Origin of the sequence: Halomonas sp. MS1, from assembly GCF_024182575.1 — a bacterium.
In the GTDB taxonomy this organism is placed as follows: domain Bacteria; phylum Pseudomonadota; class Gammaproteobacteria; order Pseudomonadales; family Halomonadaceae; genus Vreelandella.
This window is the reverse complement of sequence record NZ_CP098926.1, coordinates 263,174-281,899: the sequence shown is the minus strand read 5'-3', so window position 1 is coordinate 281,899 and position 18,726 is coordinate 263,174. Positions and strand designations below refer to the sequence as shown.

General features: G+C 52.7%; 18 protein-coding genes. 9 read left to right on the top strand and 9 right to left on the bottom strand.

Features of this window, described 5'->3' with window-relative positions:
- Positions 1-322 precede the first annotated feature (322 nt).
- Positions 323-1,240, bottom strand: a complete 918-nt coding sequence (locus tag NF683_RS01305; RefSeq protein WP_253921046.1) for a sucrase ferredoxin — start codon at positions 1,238-1,240, stop codon at positions 323-325.
- On the bottom strand, positions 1,237-2,088 hold the full coding sequence (locus NF683_RS01300; protein WP_089039570.1) for an ABC transporter ATP-binding protein: 852 nt from the start codon (positions 2,086-2,088) through the stop codon (positions 1,237-1,239). Before NF683_RS01300 ends, NF683_RS01305 begins: the two co-directional genes overlap by 4 nt.
- A gap of 213 nt (positions 2,089-2,301) precedes the next feature.
- On the opposite strand from NF683_RS01300, the gene NF683_RS01295 reads away from it, so the two are divergent.
- Entirely contained in the window at positions 2,302-4,443 is a 2,142-nt protein-coding gene (locus tag NF683_RS01295; RefSeq protein ID WP_089039569.1) for a TonB-dependent receptor, read from the top strand.
- A 7-nt stretch (positions 4,444-4,450) separates the two neighbouring features.
- Here NF683_RS01295 and NF683_RS01290 read toward each other — a convergent pair whose 3' ends face one another.
- Genes NF683_RS01290 through NF683_RS01280 form a run of 3 tightly spaced genes read right to left on the bottom strand, consistent with a single transcriptional unit; the run spans position 4,451 to position 7,439 of the window.
- Positions 4,451-5,491, bottom strand: coding sequence for a FecCD family ABC transporter permease (locus NF683_RS01290; RefSeq protein WP_253921045.1), 1,041 nt, complete (start codon positions 5,489-5,491; stop codon positions 4,451-4,453).
- Positions 5,488-6,492, bottom strand: a complete 1,005-nt coding sequence (locus NF683_RS01285) for a FecCD family ABC transporter permease (protein WP_253921044.1) — start codon at positions 6,490-6,492, stop codon at positions 5,488-5,490. The genes NF683_RS01290 and NF683_RS01285 overlap by 4 nt, the downstream gene beginning before the upstream one ends.
- A complete protein-coding gene (locus NF683_RS01280) occupies positions 6,486-7,439 on the bottom strand; it encodes an ABC transporter substrate-binding protein (RefSeq protein WP_253921043.1) in 954 nt (317 codons plus the stop codon). Before NF683_RS01280 ends, NF683_RS01285 begins: the two co-directional genes overlap by 7 nt.
- 605 nt (positions 7,440-8,044) lie before the next feature.
- On the opposite strand from NF683_RS01280, the gene NF683_RS01275 reads away from it, so the two are divergent.
- The 8 genes from NF683_RS01275 to NF683_RS01240 all read left to right on the top strand — a co-directional run bounded on the left by NF683_RS01275 (position 8,045) and on the right by NF683_RS01240 (position 15,730).
- Positions 8,045-8,512, top strand: coding sequence for an Lrp/AsnC family transcriptional regulator (locus NF683_RS01275; RefSeq protein ID WP_099049290.1), 468 nt, complete (start codon positions 8,045-8,047; stop codon positions 8,510-8,512).
- Complete coding sequence (locus NF683_RS01270; RefSeq protein ID WP_253921042.1) at positions 8,442-10,166, top strand: aminotransferase class V-fold PLP-dependent enzyme; 1,725 nt, start codon at positions 8,442-8,444, stop codon at positions 10,164-10,166. Before NF683_RS01275 ends, NF683_RS01270 begins: the two co-directional genes overlap by 71 nt.
- On the top strand, positions 10,163-11,617 hold the full coding sequence (locus tag NF683_RS01265; protein WP_253921041.1) for an NAD(P)-binding domain-containing protein: 1,455 nt from the start codon (positions 10,163-10,165) through the stop codon (positions 11,615-11,617). Before NF683_RS01270 ends, NF683_RS01265 begins: the two co-directional genes overlap by 4 nt.
- A gap of 48 nt (positions 11,618-11,665) precedes the next feature.
- The gene (locus NF683_RS01260; protein ID WP_253921040.1) at positions 11,666-12,160 is read left to right on the top strand and encodes a CMD domain-containing protein; all 495 of its coding nucleotides are present in this window, start codon (positions 11,666-11,668) and stop codon (positions 12,158-12,160) included.
- The gene (locus NF683_RS01255) at positions 12,157-12,735 is read left to right on the top strand and encodes a peroxidase-related enzyme (protein ID WP_038477449.1); all 579 of its coding nucleotides are present in this window, start codon (positions 12,157-12,159) and stop codon (positions 12,733-12,735) included. The genes NF683_RS01260 and NF683_RS01255 overlap by 4 nt, the downstream gene beginning before the upstream one ends.
- 139 nt (positions 12,736-12,874) lie before the next feature.
- Positions 12,875-13,861 (top strand): TRAP transporter substrate-binding protein, encoded by a 987-nt coding sequence (locus NF683_RS01250; RefSeq protein ID WP_089039560.1) that lies wholly within the window; start codon positions 12,875-12,877, stop codon positions 13,859-13,861.
- 76 nt (positions 13,862-13,937) lie between these two features.
- Positions 13,938-14,444, top strand: a complete 507-nt coding sequence (locus tag NF683_RS01245) for a TRAP transporter small permease (protein WP_193059423.1) — start codon at positions 13,938-13,940, stop codon at positions 14,442-14,444.
- Entirely contained in the window at positions 14,441-15,730 is a 1,290-nt protein-coding gene (locus NF683_RS01240) for a TRAP transporter large permease (protein ID WP_120386497.1), read from the top strand. The genes NF683_RS01245 and NF683_RS01240 overlap by 4 nt, the downstream gene beginning before the upstream one ends.
- Before the next feature lie 15 nt (positions 15,731-15,745).
- On the opposite strand, the gene NF683_RS01235 is transcribed toward NF683_RS01240, so the two are convergent.
- The 4 genes from NF683_RS01235 to sstT all read right to left on the bottom strand — a co-directional run bounded on the left by NF683_RS01235 (position 15,746) and on the right by sstT (position 18,631).
- The gene (locus NF683_RS01235; RefSeq protein ID WP_253921039.1) at positions 15,746-16,081 is read right to left on the bottom strand and encodes an AzlD domain-containing protein; all 336 of its coding nucleotides are present in this window, start codon (positions 16,079-16,081) and stop codon (positions 15,746-15,748) included.
- Positions 16,074-16,799 carry an AzlC family ABC transporter permease gene (locus NF683_RS01230; protein ID WP_193084879.1) on the bottom strand — a complete coding sequence of 242 codons (726 nt, stop codon included), beginning with the start codon at positions 16,797-16,799 and terminating at the stop codon, positions 16,074-16,076. Before NF683_RS01230 ends, NF683_RS01235 begins: the two co-directional genes overlap by 8 nt.
- Entirely contained in the window at positions 16,796-17,326 is a 531-nt protein-coding gene (locus NF683_RS01225; RefSeq protein WP_253921038.1) for a helix-turn-helix domain-containing protein, read from the bottom strand. Before NF683_RS01225 ends, NF683_RS01230 begins: the two co-directional genes overlap by 4 nt.
- Before the next feature lie 69 nt (positions 17,327-17,395).
- Positions 17,396-18,631 (bottom strand): serine/threonine transporter SstT, encoded by a 1,236-nt coding sequence (gene sstT / locus NF683_RS01220; protein WP_253921037.1) that lies wholly within the window; start codon positions 18,629-18,631, stop codon positions 17,396-17,398.
- Positions 18,632-18,726: the final 95 nt, after the last annotated feature.

The window sequence follows — 18,726 nt, the reverse complement described above, 5'->3', positions numbered from 1 at the left end:
GGGTAGCGGTGCTTACTTCAGGGCGCCTGATAGAGCTAATCTCTGTGTGTGGGCATGAAGCGATCAATAATAGTGTTCGCTACGTGGATCGTTAGCTGATAGCGCCCATCAAGCGCATAAGCTGGGGAGTGTTAGAGAGCTCGATATTGTCGCTGATAGGAGGCTTAGGCTAGCTGGAAGCCCTTCAGCATGAACGCCTTACAGAGAAGAGCTGGCTTACAGGCAGTGCTGGAAGTTATGACATGAAGTTATGAAATAGTGCTGAGCGCAAGTGAGAGAGTAACTCTTCTACTCAAATGTTTCGTCAAATCTGATTGCTTAATTAGTTACTCGTTCTAGGCGCTATTACCCGCCAAACAGTACTTTCCATGGGCCCTTTCTCAAGGTCGGCGCAGGTGTCAATTCGCATGATGGGGACTGCTTGGCAGCGCACGCTGAGTTGGCCGTTAGCGTTTCCCCGTTGCCACTGCCAGCGTATCAGGCGTTCTTGCTCACTGCCGCTATCGTCCAGCAGCGTTAGCTGAGGTTGGTGTTGATCCGTACTTAGTTGTGTACTTAGGTGAGTCAGGGCGGCTAATTCTGCACACTGTTGGGCGGGGGTGAGTTGTGAGCTGCCCCGGTAGCCAGGCAAGTAGCGTTGGCCGTTCGCTTCTGCTTGCAGGAAGGGCAGTGCTTGCGCCGGGGTAATGCGTCCGTATTTGCGCACCTTGGGCAGCAAAATCAAACTGGCTGCTAGGCGGCAGCCACCCAGATGGCTACTTTCCCAAGCCTCAAACGGTAGCTGGTGGTCAGCAATCGTTTGAGCCAGCGCCTTATAGGTTTGGTAGCCGTACTTGGCGCAGCATTTGTCTTTTGTGCCGTGGGTGCAGCAGAGCAGTAGGTCTTTTTCTAGCGGTGGCTGTTCCCACTCTGCCAGGCTGTTGCCTGTTTGCAGAGCGCTTAAAAAGTCTTCTAAGTGATGGCGGGCAATCAGAAAGCGCCGTCGTTCTGGCATCAGAAATACTTGGTGCTGATGTTTATCCATTCCCGGTTGCTGAATCAGGTTAATACGTAGGCCGCTATCGGCAATGTCATCTAGTGTCTGTTTCAGCGTGTCGTTCATGTCGCTGGCATGGCGCAACTTGCGCAGCCACTTTGCGCGCGGCCAACTGATTAATAGATTGCGTTCGGCATGGGCAGCGCTCCCGGCTAATGGATCATTCTGTTCACGGCTGAGGTCGGCGCAGAAAGTATGCTTCATAGGGCGATATGCTCTTCCGAGTCGGTGTGCTGTTGTTGGGTGTTAGCCGTGAACTTATGGGGAACGCACACTGGGCTGTTGCTTACCGGGTCGTGAAGTACGTGGGCATCCAGATCGAAAACGCGCTTAAGATTGGCGGCGGTAAATATTTCGCTAGGCGTGCCGCTGGTGATGATCTTTCCATCTCGCATCATGATTAACTGGTCAGCGTAGGCGGCGGCTAGATTCAGATCGTGAAGCACTAGTAGTAGTGTGCGGCCATGCTCATGGGCCAAACGTGACAATAGCGCCAGTAAGTCGACCTGCACCTTGAGATCCAGAAAAGTAGTGGGTTCATCCAGCAGGATCAGATCCGTTTGCTGAGCCAGCACCATAGCAATCCAGCAGCGCTGGCGCTGCCCACCGGAAAGGGCGTCAACGTTGCGCTCAGCGAACTCGGTCACGTTGGTGTAGGCCATGGCTTCGCGAATTGCGCGGGCATCCTGTTCGGCATTTTTTTGCCACATTCGCTGATGCGGAAAACGCCCCATTCCGACCAGCTGTTGCACACTCAGCCCCTCAGGGGCGACCGGCCCCTGGGGAAGAATACCAAGTCGTTGAGCGACTTCCCGCGTATTACTACGGTGAATATCTTTGCCATCCAGATAAACGTGCCCAGCGCTTGGCGTGAGTGTACGCGCCAGCGTTTTTAACAGCGTGGATTTGCCACTACCGTTCGGCCCTAAAAGGACCGTTAGCTTGCCTTCCTGTATGCCGATATCGACACCGTCTAGCACGCGCTTGTCTTCATAACCAGCATGAAGGCTTTCACCTCTAAGCCGAGGTGTAAGGCAGGAAGAGAGTGTCATGGGAAGGATCGCCTGCATGATCTAAGCAGCCAGCACCGTAAGACAAAATATTCTCATTTTCAAATCTTTGTCCCAGCTGTGTACATTTCGATAAATCGAACGACGTGTTTCGTTGATGAAGCCATGTTGGTAATATATGCACAAGTTAATCGTTATCATTTAGATGTGCATTGTCTTTTGGGCGACTCACTCACTGCAAGGGAAAATAAGCGGATGTCGATAAAAAAACGCCACGTGTTTTGGCCAACAGTAACGCTTGCTGGGTTGGTAGCGGCTACCCAGGCACATGCTCAGTCGCCAGCAATCGCTGAAGCACAAGGTGAGCGAGGAGACGCGAATCAAACGGTGGTGGTGACGGCTTCCCGCACCAATTCCTCAAAAGAGGATTCTCCTCAAACGGTGCGTGTTATCACCGAGGAGGAGATCAGCCAACAGTTACAGCTAACCAGCGATTCATCGCAGATTTTAAGTAACCTGCTGCCCTCATACTCCCCCAGCCGCCAAAAGATGACTGGTAGCGGTGAAACCCTTCGTGGGCGTAAGCCGTTGATTCTGATTGACGGTATTCCGCAGTCGAATCCTCTGCGCCCAACGGGTCGTGAAGCACACACGATCGACTTTTCCATGGTTGAGCAGATCGAGGTGATTCAAGGGGCTAATGCCACTAATGGTGTGGGAGCGGCAGGCGGCGTGATTAACTTGATCACTAAACGTCCCGAGCCGGGTTCGCTTAATCAGCATGCTGAGGTTCAGATAACGACTCCCACTAGTGAGTTAGATAGCGATACGCTCAGCTATAAAACCAGCTATGGGGTCAGTGGTAATCGCGGTGATGTGGATTATCTGTTTTCGGCCAGCCTAGAAGATCAGGGGCTATTCCTGGATGGAAATAGTGATCCTGTGGGTGTGGACAATACCCAGGGCGACCTGATGGACTCTCGCAGTTTCAATATTTTAGGTAAGCTGGCTTACTGGATTGACGACGATCAACGCCTGCAATTTACCCTCAATCACTACAATATTGAGGGCCACAATAATTATGTGAGCGTAACGGGAGATCGTGCCAATGGTGTGGTAACGACGTCTGAGCGTGGCACTCCCGAGGGAGATGCCCCCTATAACCGAGTTTGGACCACAGGGCTAAGTTACGATCATTATGACTTGGCGGGGATGCGTTTAAGTGCCCAGATGTTCTATCAGGATTATGAAGCGCTGTTTGGAGCAACCAACTCAGCGACTTTCCAGGATCCTGCGATTGCCCCAGTGGGATCTTTTTACGACCAATCCATGGCATCAACGAGCAAGTTTGGTACTAAAGTCTCGCTGACTAAAGATGATCTACTGAACGATCGACTCTCCTTAACGGGCGGTTTTGATACGCTGTTTGATGAAACCGAACAGTACCTATATCAGTCCGACCGTACCTATGTGCCGCCAACAGAGTACACCGATCTTTCGCCTTTCATTCAGGCTGAGTTTAGACCCGTGGATTCACTGCTGCTATCAGCTGGCGCGCGCTATGAGTACGCCAAGCTAAAGATCAATGACTATCAGACGGTGGCGGCTAACAATAGTGTTGATGTTGCCGGTGGTAACCCCAGTTTCAATGAAACGCTCTATAACGTCGGCGCAGTGTGGAAACCTGTGGATCATTGGAGCCTGTTTGCCAATTACTCTGAAGGTTTTTCTATTCCTGATGTAGGTCGAGCATTGAGGGGCATTAGTACCCCTAATCAATCGGTTAATAGCATTGAGAACCTAAGTCCGATCGTTACCGACAATACCGAGACAGGCGTTCGCTTTGAGAATGGCCGCTTAGCCGCTGAGCTTAGTTATTACGAATCCTCCTCCGACTTCGGTAGCCGACTCACGGAAGTCGACGACGTCTTTTATATGCAGCGTCAGGAGACTGAAATTAAGGGCTTTGAGGCCTCGGTAGATTATCAATTTACCGACCAACACACCGGCCGTTTGGCATACTCCCGCATGGAAGGGCGCTACGACAGTAATGACGATGGCAGTTTAGACGCCAAGCTGTCTGGGCTGGATGTCTCGCCAGATCGTCTGACGGCCAGTTGGTCTGCCAATTGGACAGATAACCTTTCCACCTTTGTGCAGGCTAACTACGCCTTCGATAAAACCTTCGACGAAGCCAATCGTGAGTTTGACGGCTATCTGTTGATGGATGCCGCCGTGGGCTACCAACTTCCCGTTGGACAGGTCAACGTCGGCATCGCTAACCTGCTTGATGAGCAGTACGTTAGCTATTACTCACAAAGTGCACTGGTGAACGACGAGCGCTATTTTGCCGGACGCGGTAGAACAGTGACCTTCGGTTATCGCGTCGATTTTTAACCCCAGTTCAGTAAGGACGGTAGCGCGCCCTGTGCAGCAAATACACAAAGAAGGGCGCGCCTATCCCGGCCACGAAAATACCGACGGGTAAGTCTTTGGGTAAAAAGGCTACGCGGCCTAACAAATCAGCGTTTAGAACGATCAAGGCTCCAACTAGCGCTGAGGCGGGCACCAATCGTGCCAGGTTGCGCCCTACTAGCCGAGCCGCTAAGTGGGGCGCAATTAATCCCACGAAGCTTAATCCGCCCGCAAACGCAACGGCGGCACCAGCTAATACCACGCTGCAGGCCAGTAATACTATTCGGCTGCGCAGAATAGGCACGCCAAGCCCTTCGGCCACATGGTCGCCCAGCGCCATGGCATCCGCATGCCGAGCGAAGGCTAGGCTGATAGGCGCTGCGACTAATATCCACGGCAATAGACCCCACACATCTTCCCATTGCGCCGCGTAAAGGCTGCCGGTAAGCCACACATAGGCCGTCATGGCCGCAGTGTCATCGCTAATGACGATTAATAAGGTAGTGCCAGCCCCCATGGCAGCTGCCAAACCAATACCCACCAATACCATACGTGCTGGGCTAATGCCGCTCTTCCACGCCAAACTGACGACCAGTAAAGCGGACACCAGCGCACCGAGCATGGCGGCAACGGGCAGCCAGCGAATGCTGAGGGTCGTGCTGAGCAGGGCTAAAAACAGCACTGCTGCTAGCGCCGCGCCGCTGGTAATGCCGATGACATCTGGCGATGCTAGCGGGTTACGCACAATGCTTTGCAGAATAGCACCTGCCACCGCTAAGGCGGCACCGACCAGTATCGCCAACACGATGCGAGGCAGTCTTAGCTCCCAAATAATAAAAGCGATATCGCTACTTTGAGGGGCAATCAGCGTCTGTAAAACCTGTAGAGGTGGCGTGGGAAAGCTACCCAAGCAGAGGGATACGCCGACGCTGAAGAAAAGCAGACAGCCTAACAGCAGCAGGCTGTTCAAGAGGCGGACGCTTTTGCGTTCTGTCGTGTGATTGAGGGGGAGTGCTGTTGCTTGCGTCATTGGCCTGCCATCTTTTGTCGCGCCAGATAGATAAAGAAGGGCGTGCCAATAAGCGCGGTCATGACGCCGATAGGTACTTGCTGAGGTGGCATTAGAAACCGTGAAGCGACATCGGCCAGCAGTAGTAGGCAAGCGCCCAGTACCGCGCAAGCGGGTAGCAGCCAGCGGTGATCAATGCCAAATAGTCCCCGTGCCATGTGGGGTACAATTAATCCCACAAACCCAATCATGCCTGCCAGCGCCACAGAGCTACCTGCTAGCACAATCACGATCAGCCCTAGCAGCAGTTTGATGGTGGTGGCCTGCATGCCAAGCCCGGTGACCATGTCGTCTCCCAGCAGCAGCGCATTGGCGTGGCGTACAAGTAGCCCACTGAGTAGCAGTGCCCCGCCGAAGAGTGGCAGCAAGGGCATAACCACCGAGAGGTCGCGCCCTGAGACAGAGCCTGCCAGCCAGTAAAGAACGCTCTCAAAACTTTGTTGGTCAATCACCAGCAGTCCCTGGCTAAATGATACAAACATTGCCGTGACCGCCACCCCTGCCAGCACAACGCGCAGTGGTGAAAGCTCGCCGTGGCGGCCCCGGCTAAGCAGCACAACAATGCTTGCGGCGACCAGTGCGCCCAATAGGGCTGCCCATACATAGTGAGCAGGGGTGTGAAGCGGCAGCAGTGAGACTGCGACCACCACAAAAAACATTGCGCCAGCGTTAATCCCCAAAATACCCGGCGATGCCAGTGGGTTGCGCGTCATGGTTTGCATCAGCGCACCTGCAATAGCTAAGCTGGCGCCTACTAGGGCAGCAATCACGGCACGGGGTAAGCGTTCAGCGAATAGAATGATATGAGATACGTTGGCAGGGTCATAGTGGGTGAGTGAGTCGAATAGAGCGGATAGGGCAATCTCCGTCGTGCCTAACATCACGCTAGCGAAAAAAGCACCAAACGTTAGGACTGCCCCGATGACCAAGCCCATGCCTTTTGCAGCGGCGCTGTTTAGCATTGAAAGTGCTCCCCAATGTGATCGATGGTGCAATCCTGATGTTGCTGGGCTTCAGGCTGTGGCAGCTTATAATGGTCATAAAGATCATCCAGCATAGCGTTGGCCGCCAGGATGCCACCGCCCATCATCCAACTGACGGGGTCGACTTCAAATACGCGCCCGTTTTGCACCGCTGAAAGCCGCTGCCATAGTGGATGAGCTGTCCAGCGTTGGTAATTATCCGTAATGGCAGGATCGTCCGGCTCTAGCAGCACAAACATAACATCGGCATTCAGTACAGGAATGTTCTCAGTGCTGGAAAGTTTCATTCCCCAGCCTTGGGTATGCAGCGTATCCGGCTGCTCGAAGCCAAGCTCATCTAAAATAGAGCCAGCAAAGCCGTGAGTATAGATGCGCACGTGGTCACTTTTAAAACGCACCACGGCCACTTTCTGAGGCCATTCACTGCCCAACTCAGCGGCTATCTGCTGGCGGAAATCGCTCACTCGGTCATCCCAGAGCCTAAGTAACTGGCTGGCCTCTGTTTCGCGGCCAGTGGCATTGGCGATCATCGTCAGCGTGGTTTTAAAGCCGAAAACGGTGTTGGTAGATGCCGTGGGTGCAATGGCTGCCAATAGCGGTGCTATTCGCGCATGGCGAAAGTCACTGGCAATGACCAAGTCAGGATCGAGCCAGGCAATTTTTTCCAGGTTGGGCTGTGTTTCCAAACCGACATGCTCGACGCCTTCCAACGGTTCACGCAGGTAACGATACATCGGTTTTTCTAACCAGGAGTCGACGACACCAATCGGCTTAAGGCCCAGGGCGACAGCGCTATCGGTAGCACCTTGATAGAGCGTGACGATGCGTGGCGTCGATAACGGGGCGTGATTATCGTTCTGAGCAGCGCTTTGCAGCGGATTGGTTAGCACGAAAAAGGCTGTCAGCGCCGCGCATGCTAGTAGCAACACACGTCTCCAAGCCTTGCTGCAATGAGAGTGTATTGTTGGCATACGTGTCACAGGTAGCTAGACGTTTGAAAAGCAGAATGATGGCATGTGTCAAAAGCTAATGTAAAGCATTATCAAATATGGATATTCCATCTGCCCAAACATGGTGCGCTCTGCTGGCTGTTGACCAGTTCAACGAACGGATAGTGGCTTTGAAAAAGCAGCGGATTTGGCCTGAATTCATAGAATAAGTGCAGCCACTGGGAGGCTGATATCTCTAGCGATTAAAAAGTAGTTTGCTACGGATATGTTCAAGAGCCTATGCGTTCAAGAGCCTATGTGTTCAAGAAGTGTGTGTTCAAGGGCGTATATATTCATGAACGGTCAAAGAGCTTTAATCAATCGTGCTTTTAATTCCTAGTGGACTCGACTTTAAACTCTTATGTATTGCTCTTTGTGGTGCAGCATATTGTTTGTTGCACCGTTTTGGGATGTCCTTTTAGTCGGAGCAAGCACTTGGTTGATTTTAACTGAATTGCCGATGAAAAATTATTTCTCTTGACCGTATGAAGGAAAGGTTATAAAGAATAAAATTCCTTATAAATGCCTAGAGGGGAAATAAATTGCTTATTGATCGTTTTGATTTGAAAATTCTTGAACAGCTTCAGCGCGATGATAGTCTTTCTATTGCACAGCTTGCAGAAGGGGTTGGTCTCTCTGTTACGCCGTGTTGGCGGCGAATACAAAAGCTGGAAAAAGACGGAATTATAGAAAAAAGAATTGCCGTACTGAACCCTGAGAAATTGAATCTTAGTCTTACTGTGTTTGTGATGGTTAAAACGGATAAACACAACCAAGCTTGGCTTGATACATTTCAGGAGACGGTTAAAAACTTTCCTGAGATCGTAGAAGTTAATCGCCTTGCAGGTGAATACGACTACTTACTCAAGGTCATTACGCGTAATAACCAATCTTATGATGCCTTTTATAAAAGGCTGATTGCGAAAATAGAGCTCAGTAATGTCACATCGTGCTTCTCAATGGAACAAGTCAAGAAAACCACCGAGCTCCCCCTCGGCGATCTCTCGTGAGTGGATAGAGCGCCTACAGAGTGGGGTCATTGGAGAAGGGCGCTTGATCCCCGGCCCATTTGGAGACTGCCCCTTGCTCTATGCCGATTACACGGCATCGGGAAGGGCGTTGGATATCGTCGAGCGGGCAATTCAAGAGGAGGTATTGCCTCTCTATGCCAACACGCATACTGAAACCTCTTACACCGGAAAAATGACCACGCGGCTACGGGAAGCTGCTCGCCAAGCAGTGGCGGAGTCTGTAGGTGCTGATGACGAATATGCGGTCATTTTTGCTGGTGCTGGTGCAACCGCGGCGATAGACCGTTGCTGTCGCATTCTTGAGCTGACCCATGGGCAAGTGGCAGCGAAGGCCGCTAAGCCGGTTGTTTTCGTTGGCCCCTATGAGCATCACTCCAATGATCTGGTATGGCGTGAGTGCGATGTTGATCTGGTACGTACTCCTCTGGATAGCCATGGTCTTATTGATCTGGAGGTGCTTGAGCAGCAATTGCAGGCACATGCCGATCGCGACGTTAAAGTCGTGGCGTTTTCGGCCGCTTCTAATGTCACAGGTATTCTGTCGCCCGTGGCCCAGATAGCCAAGTTAGCGCACCAATATGGTGGCTTGGCTGTGTTCGACTATGCGGCAAGTGGGCCCTATGTAGCGATCAATATGGCAGGCAGCGGCCAAGGCGATCATTTGGATGCCGTCTTCCTTTCCCCTCATAAATTTGTCGGTGGACCTGGAAGTTCCGGCGTGCTGGTGATTCGCAAAGCGGTGTGCCGCAATGCGAAGCCATCTATTTCGGGTGGCGGCACGGTATCCTATGTAACTGCCTCCCATCATCAATATGTTCAGAATGTCGAGCGTCGGGAGGAAGCGGGTACACCTAATATTTTGGGTGACATTCGCGCGGGGTTGGCGTTCCGTATCAAAGCAAAAGTTGGCACTGAGACCATTGAGCTGCGCGAGCAAGAATTGGTGGCCATGGCGGTGGAGCGCTGGCAAAAAATAGCTAACTTAAACCTGCTTGGCTCACTTGATGCGCCCAGGTTGGCCATCTTCTCGTTTAATATCACTGCTGGAGAACGGGCGATACACCATAACCTCGTGGTTGCCATGTTGAATGACCTATTCGGTATCCAGGCTAGAGGTGGCTGTTCCTGCGCGGGCCCTTATGGTCATGAACTGCTTTCCATTGATAGCGATACGGCTGCAGCGCATGAAGCGTTAGTCCAAAAAGGTAGAAGCATATATCGTCCAGGTTGGGTAAGACTCGGATTTAACTTCTTTTTTAGCAATGAGTCGGCTAACTATGTAATATCAGCGGTCGAGTTTATTGCGCGTTATGCCCCAGTATTAATGAAACTTTACTCTGTGGATGAACATAGTGGTGTTTGGGTTGCCCAGCGCCCTGATGCGTCAGCTCAATCCGAAGAGTTAGTAACGCCATGCCTATTGGATACGCTTTTCACTAAGGATACATCTGTTGGAACAGCTGACGAGGCCACAGTACTTGATTGCTTTGCCAGAGCGCTTGAATTGGTTGAACTGGCGAAAGCCCTGCCTTTACCCGCTAATTGTCACGCTGAAGATGTACCCGTTCGTTGGTTCTGGTGGCCCCACGAAGCCGAACAGGCCATGCAGACACAAGCCGAGATGATGCCATGACCCTCACCCCCTCTTTGGCCGGTGCCGGCCTTGAAGCCTTGAATGCACGTGTGAAGCACGACCTCGCCTGTCTGAACCTGCCGCCTGCTAATTGGGTCCCCTCATTAGAGAGAGAGGATGAGCGGCACGTTTACGATGTCGTGATTGTGGGCGGTGGTCAGTGCGGTTTAGTAGCGGCTTTCGCGCTACTGTCGGGAGGTATCTCCAATATCCGTATTTTTGATCGCAACCCGGCGGGTAAAGAAGGGCCTTGGATGAACTATGCCCGTATGGAGACACTGCGTTCGCCGAAAACATTACCAGGGCCCAGCTATGGGTTTGCCTCACTGACCTTTCGGGCTTGGTATGAGGCGCAGTTTGGCACCGAAGCCTGGGAAATTCTTGACAAGATTCCGCGGCCTACTTGGATGGAGTACCTTTGCTGGTACCGTGAAGTTCTCAACCTGCCGGTCGAAAATAGTGTCAAAGTTGAGCATGTTAAGCCCGAGGGAGAGCTACTTAGTCTTGAGCTTTCTGGCCCAGGCGCGACGGCTGAGCGTGTTCTAACACGCAAACTGATTATGGCGACTGGCCGTGAAGGTACCGGTGCCCCCAAGATTCCCGATTTCGTTGCTGGTTTGCCGGCGTCTCGCTGGGCGCACACGGCGGACGATATCGATTTTACTGCCCTTAAAGGGAAGCGTGTGGTCGTGGTGGGGGTAGGCGCCTCGGCGATTGATAATGCTGCTGAGGCGCTGGAGCATGGTGCCAGCGAGGTTCGCTTTCTGATTCGCCGTCAGCAGATGCCGACGATCAACAAAATGATGGGTATTGGCTCCTATGGCTTTACTCATGGCTACGCAACACTGCCGGATGAGTGGCGCTGGCGCATTATGCATTACTCTTTTATCACTCAGACGCCGCCTCCTCGTGGCTCGACGTTGCGCGTCAGCCGCCATGAGAATGCTTATTTTCACTTTGGTTGTGGCATTGAAAATATTCGAGTTGAAGGGTCGGAAGTGGTGATCACGACCCAGCAGGGCAAACAGGTTCGCTGCGACTTTCTGATTTTGGGAACTGGGTTTGAAGTTGACCCACTGGCTCGTACCGAGCTGGCAGGGTATGCCGATCGTATTCTGCTGTGGCGTGATCGATATCAGCCACCCACCGAGCTTCAGCACGAAGAGCTGGGCAATTTTCCTTACGTAGATCGCGACTTTGCCTTCCAGGAGCGAGAGCCAGGAGCGGCCCCCTGGCTGCGTAATATCCACTGTTTTAACTATGGTGCCTCTATTAGCTTAGGCAAAGTCAGCGGTGACATTCCTGGGATCAGCGAAGGAGCCAGCTGGCTGGCAGGCGCAATTGCCGCAGGCTTTTATCGAGAAGACATTGAGTGCCACTGGCAGCTACTCGAACACTACGACTCTCCGGAACTACTGGGGGATGAGTGGGAGCCTTCCCCATTGCCTTGAATGCGTAGCGCTAACATCGTCTTTGTATTGCAATGTTAAGGAACCGAAATGTCACATGTACTTGAAACAGCCGCTGGCGTGCCCAGCAGCGGCCCGCTGGCCGACGCTCTGACCATGCGCGGCAAGTTAATGGAGCTGACACAAGCATCCTATGAAGCAGCGCTGCTGCCCAGTGATGCCGGGAACCTGCCTGCCAGCTTAAGAGCGGCGCTGGCATGCCGTATGGCGAGAATTTGCCAGCAAGCTGGGCTGACACAGCACTATGCTGATTTGCTTGCCGGGTATGGCGATGATGCCGACCCTTACCAACTGGCTCTTCCAGGACAAATGCCCCCGGCGGATAACCAGCGTTTGGTTGCGATGGTGGATTACGTTGACTTAGTCACCGAACGGCCGCGAGATGCTAGCGAAGCAACAATCGGTTCGCTACGTGCCGCAGGCATTGATGAAGCAGATATTGTCCGCTTAGCCGGGCTGGTTGCTTTCGTTAACTACCAGCTGCGCGTTGCTGCTGTGCTGAGTGTGATGGGGAAAAGCCAATGAGTCGTGTTATTCACAAGTTCACCACCCGGGTACCCACGTGGCGTCCCCATATCACCCCGATTGATTTTGATCAGGCGACGCCTGCTCAACGGGAAGCGCTGAAAGAGACGCCTTCCAACACCAAAATTTCCGACTATGTATTGGTGTTGGCGCATGATCCTGAGCCGCTGCGTATCCGCACTTCTCTATTTAACGGCATCATGTATGACAAGGGTGGTTTATCCCGTGAAGAGCGGGAACTGGGAGCGGTGGCGGCATCGGTCGTCAACCGCTGTATCTACTGCGCTGCCGTGCATGCTCAGCGTTATAACAACCTGACGCGTGATGAGCGGGTGATGCAGGAGATCTTCTTCAATGGCGAAAAGGCGGATATCGATGCACGTCAACGTGCCATCCTTAAGTTTGGCATGCGGCTCTCTGAGTGTCCTCCCCAAGTAACCGAAGATGATATTGCCAGCCTACGTGAAGCAGGGCTGGATGATCAGGAAATTTTGGATCTTACCCTCTCAACCACTCTATTTGGCTGGGCAAACCGGCTAATGCACACCCTTGGTGAACCTGTATCGGGAGCATAGCTTAAGCAAGCACCCGCTTTTTAAAACGTTGGCACATCCCTGGCGAGTATCTATCGGCAGCTAGTCGCTATCGGCATTTAGTACCTATAGACAGTTAGCACCCATAGACCGCTAGTAAACATATAAGAGGAACGTCCCCATGACAAAACGTACGTTTTCGCGCTTGGCCCTGGCAGCCGCAACTTCCATGCTTTTTATTTCCCCTGCTATGGCAGAAACCTTACGCCTGGGCACGGTAGTAAGTGCTCCTCACCCATGGATTGATGCTGCTGAAGCGTTTAAAGCCGAAGTAGCAGAAGCGACCGATGGGCGTATCGATGTACAGATTTTCCCAGGTGGCCAATTGGGTAATGACCAGACAATGGTCGATGAGATTCGTATCGGTACCACCGATATGATCATTGGCGGTGTGATGAATATTTCGCCGTATACCCCTGAATTTGAAATTTTCAGTCTTAATTATCTGTTTGAAGATATGGATAAATTTCGGGCTGCCACCTCTCCCGACTCGCCCGTGTTTGACTACTTCGCCAACGCTATGCAGGAGTCAGGGGTAGGCTTGAAGTTGTTGAGCCTGACAGGAGGGGGAACGCGCAATTTAAGTACCAATACCGGACCTGTCACCCAGCCTTCGGATCTGCAAGGTATCAAGATGCGTGTCACAGGCTCGCGCCTGGATGCTGAGATGTGGCAATCAGTCGGCGCGTTGACGACATCGCTACCATGGACAGAAATTTACACTGGCCTGCAAACCGGCGTAGTGGGGGCCTTCGAGAGTACCATCAGTGGCTATTACTCAAGCCGCCTTTATGAAGTAGCTCCCTATCATGCCAAAACCGAACATCAGGTGATGATGAGCCATATTTCCATCAGCGAGAACCGCTTTAATCGATTCTCGGAAGAGGATCAGGCCATCATTCTCAATGCGGCCCAGCATGCGGGTGAGTTCGGCACTGAAAAAGGAGTGGAGTACGATGCGGAGTTTATTCAGGAATTCGAGGATCTGGGGGTAACGGTGACCGAAGTCGACAAGCAGGCCTTCATTGATGCGGTCGTTCCTCTGCATGACGAGTTTGCTGAGGAACGTGGTTTGACTGAGCTGCTTGACACGATTCGCAACCTGTAAACCGCGATCCATCAGCGCTTTGGCGTGCTGCTTTGTGTCTCATCTGCAAGCAGTGCGCCAATGTAAGGGCAGAAAAATGCGGAAAATAAACGATCTGTTGGAGAAACTCCTGACATTTATCGCAGGCTCGCTGTTTGCAGCCTTTATCCTAACGGTGCTCTATCAGGTGGTGGCACGTAACTACCTGAAAATATCAGTATCGTGGACCGATGAAGTCGCTATGGCCTGTTTCATTTGGGCGGTCTTTATTGGCGCGGCCATTGCACTACGTAAGCGTAGGCACTATGTGGTGGACGTTTTTCCTCCAAACTTTGTTATTACTCAGCGGGTATTACGCTTATTCGGTAGCTTAGCCTGTCTGCCCGTGATCTATGTACTGATTGTGCACGGTAATGTACTGGTGGATATGGGCTGGAACCGACGCTCGGTAGCGCTAGGTACGCCCATGGCCTATGTGTTCGCCGCGATTCCCGTAGCAGGTATCTCCATGTTGCTATTTTCTATTGAGACTATTCGCGATGATATCGCCAAGCTGCGTGCTGGTAGAGATGCGGCCAGTAGTGGAGAGGCCCCCGAATCATGAGTCCATTGATTACCTTGATTGGCAGTTTTCTGATTCTTATCGGCCTAAGTGTCCCTATCGCTTTTGCGATTGGTTTGGCTTCCATATTGACGATCATGCAATTGGGGCTGCCCTTAACATCGGTCGTTAATCAGATGTTTGCCAGCATTAACTCATTCCCGTTACTGGCCGTGCCTTTCTTCCTACTGTTAGGGCGGCTGATGAACGACGGGGGAATCACCGACCGTCTGCTGCGCTTTGCGGATAGTACCGTTGGGCATGTTCGTGGCGGCCTGGGCCACATCAATGTCATGGTATCCATGATGTTCGCCAGCCTCTCGGGGTCTGCAGCTGCAGATACTGCCAGCGTGGGGGCGGTACTCATTCCGGCTATGAAGAAGTCGGGCTATCCCGCGCCGTTTGCTGTGGCATTAACGGCCGCATCGTCCGTGCTGGGGGGGATCATTCCGCCCTCGATTCTCATGGTAATTTACGGTGCCTTTGGCAACGTATCCGTGGGTGCTCTGTTTATGGGGGGCATTCTGCCAGGGATACTCGTCGGTTTGATGCAGATGGGCTATGTGTATTACATCGCGAGAAAGCACGATATTAAAGCAACGGGTAAGTTCTCTTTCCGCCAAATGGGGCGCACTGCGATCACCGCTGCTCCACCTATGGTGCTGCCGCTAGTGGTGCTAGGTGGCATAACCCTAGGCGTATTCACTGCCACGGAAGCCGCTTCGGTAGCGGTTCTGGTAGGCGTGTTGTTAGCCTTTGTTTTTTATCGAGCGATACGTTTTAGGCAGCTTCCCGGCATTTTGTCAGACTCGGTTGTGGCCTTTTCGTTACCCATGTTTGCCGTAGCGTCCGCAGGCATTATGGGGTGGCTGATTTCGTACTTGGGGATCGCTCAGGAGGTTGCTAACTTTATCCTCACCGTAACGCAATCGCGGGTGGGCATCATGCTGTTGGTGATGCTGTTCATGTTAGTGATTGGAACCGTCCTCAGCCCGGTGACGGCAGTTATTATTTTCCTCCCCATTATTCAGGGGCTGTGTATCGCAGCTGATATCAACCAGGTCCATATGGCGCTGGTAGTGGTTTTATCGCTCACCTTAGGGTTGATTACGCCTCCGTATGGTATTTGTCTGCTTATCGCAACGCAGATTGGCGAAGTTTCCATGCCGCGTGCTTTTATGGCAGTAATACCGCTAATAGTGCTCATTATGTCGATCATTATCGCCATGATACTACTGCCAAGCGTCTTTCTGTATTTACCGCAATTAGTGTTTCCAAAAGCGTTTTAGCAAGGTGGGGTAGCGTTATATTAGCGCTACCCCCACCTCGACGATGCCAAATACCGCCACCCCAGCTGCGACCGGCCAGCCTAATGAGCGGAGCCGCGACCATACCCACAATGTGACGGAAAGACCGATAGCAGTGGCAATCCATGAAACGGTACTTGGGCTCACTGGCACGATAGAAACACCGAGCACAGCGGCGATCATCAGCGGGCCGAGAATACTCAGCCATTGAGGCATATTGTTAATACCGGTCTCACTGTTTATCCGGCGCTGCATCCATAGAAAAGGCACCACACGCATCAGCAAAGTACCTATCGCAGATATCATCACCGCTAACCACAGCGCGCTACTCATTACTCCCTCTCCTTTTTTCAAACTTCACCAGATAGAAGCACAGCGCGCCACAGGCGGCCGCCAATGGGATGGCCACATTGCCCCATCCAGTCAGCGTTAAACACAGCGCAGCAATGATGGTGAGTCCCATTGCTACTGCCCAGCGTTTATCGGTAAAACGCGGAGCCACCATGGTGAGAAATAGGGCAGGCAGCGCGAAGGGCATAATTTCACCCAACAACGGCCAGCGGGCGGTAAATGCTTCGCCAGCGGTAGCCCCCACGGCAGTGCCCACTGCCCATGCTCCCCACGCCAGTAACGATGCACCTACAAACCAGCTAAAGCGCTTCGCGTCAGGCAACTGAGGAAGCCTGGTTAATGCCAGAGCAAATACCTGGTCGGTTAGGCCGTGCATTAGCCATGGCCAGTGGCGGCTGCGCGGCAGCAGCTCGGCTAGGTTAGGGCCGTACACCACATGGCGCACATTAATCAGTAATGTCATTGCTACCACCAACCACAGCGGAGCGCCGGTGGCGATCATGCCCACAAACAAAAACTGCGAAGCACCCGCGTAAATCAGTGCAGATATAGCTGTGGCTTCCCATGTGCTAAAGCCTGCTTGGCTAGCCACCAAACCAAACGATAGCGCCACCGGTATGTAACCACCCAATAGCGGAATCGCTTCCTGCACGCCTTGCAGCGCGCTACGCCACGGCGAGTGGCTGACAAGTTGGTTCATGGTGCATCCCCCTGTTCGCCGTAAGTAATGGTGAGTAGCATGGTGGCCTCTTGGTCTTGGGTGCGGTAAAAGTGAGGCTCATCAGCGCGAAAGGTGATGCTATCGCCAGGGGTTAGCGCAGTAACCGTCCCTTCTGGGCCGGCTTCGAGCCAGCCGCTGATCAGGGTCAGCGTTTCTTGAGTACCAAGGGTGTGAGCTTCGGCGTGGCGCAGGGTATGGGGAGCGCAGCGCATCCAATAGGCATCTACCTGAGGCGAGCCTTTTCCCTGGTCAATTAACTGAACTTGCACGCCATCTTCACCTAAAGGCACAGAGATAGGCGCGACCAGGGTGCCGAAGGGGACATTAAGCTGCACTGCTAACCGCCAGATGGTATCCAAGGTGGGATTGCCATTACCTTGTTCCAGACGGCACAGATTCGACTTGGCAATGCCAGCGGCATTGGCTAGGTAGGAGAGTGACCAGCCCCGCGCTTGGCGAAGGGATTGCAAATGCTGGCCTAGGGTACTAAGTGAGTGCTCATCCATTCTATTATCTCGCTGTTCCTTTTATAGAACGTTCTATATAAGGAACAGCGAGAAGTCAATCAAATTGTGTTATATCGTGTGGTCAGAGCCGGAAGGTTGACGGGCTCGGCAGGCGGCAGCAGTGAACAGCACATCCGTTGAGGAATTCAGCGCGGTTTCGGTCGCGTCTTGTACCACGCTGATGACAAAGCCAATTGCCACTGCTTGCATGGCGACTTCTGTGGGAATGCCAAATAGGTTGGCAGCCATCGGAATGAGCATCAGCGAACCACCGGCTACGCCTGAAACACCGCAGGCAGCCAGTGCAGACACCACGCACAGTAGTAGGGCAGTGGGGAAGTCAACGGTAATGCCTAGCGTGTGGGTGGTCGCCAAGGTAATCACCGTTATGGTGATAGCTGCACCACACATGTTGATCGTCGCGCCGAGCGGAATAGAAATAGCGTAGGTATCGGCATCCAGCTTTAGACGGCGACACAGCTCTAAATTTACGGGGATATTTGCCGCTGAGCTGCGGGTAAAGAAGGCGGTGATGGCACTGCCGCGCAGGCAGGTAAACACCAGTGGGTAAGGGTTCTGACGGGTAGTCAAGTAAACGAGCAGCGGATTGCTAACCAGAGCAACAAACAGCATGCAGCCTACGATGACACCAAGCAGTTGAGCGTAGTTGAGCAATGCCTCTACCCCTGACTCTGCCAAGGTTCCCGCGACTAAGCCAAAGATGCCAATCGGCGCTAAGCGAATTACCAGCGTGACAATGCGGGTGACTGCAGTGGATAAATCACTTAACGCTTGGCGGGTGGTGTCGCTGGATTGGCGTAGCATTAAACCAAGGCCAATGGCCCATGCCAGAATAGCGATAAAGTTCGCTTCCATTAGCGCACTTATCGGGTTAGCCACCGCATTTAATAACAGATCCCTTAGAACGCTAAAAATATCCCCAGGTGGATTGCCGTCAATTTGCCCCGCATTCAATGCCAGTTCGGTAGGGAATAGAAAGCTTGCCGCCACTGCAATTAGCGCAGCGACTAATGTGCCTACCACATACAGTATGAGCACGGGGCGAATGTGAGTGGGTTGACCTTTCTTGTGTGCAGCGATGGCAGCGGTAACCAGCACAAAGACTAGAATAGGGGCCACTGCTTGCAGCGCGGCAATAAATAGCTGACCAAGCAGTGCCACATTGCCTGCAATGTTCGGTGTGAAAAGGGCGATGAATATCCCGGCAACAATGCCAATTAAAATCTGTGGGATAAGGCCCAGCCGGAAAAGTGGCTGAAACACGGTGTAGATGGTGGCGATCATTGCGCGACTCTCAGGTAGTAGAAGGGGAAACGTTGTGGCGATAGGCCGTGGACGTGCCTGAAAGGGGCAGCATTCTACCAGCTGTGAGTATCTCG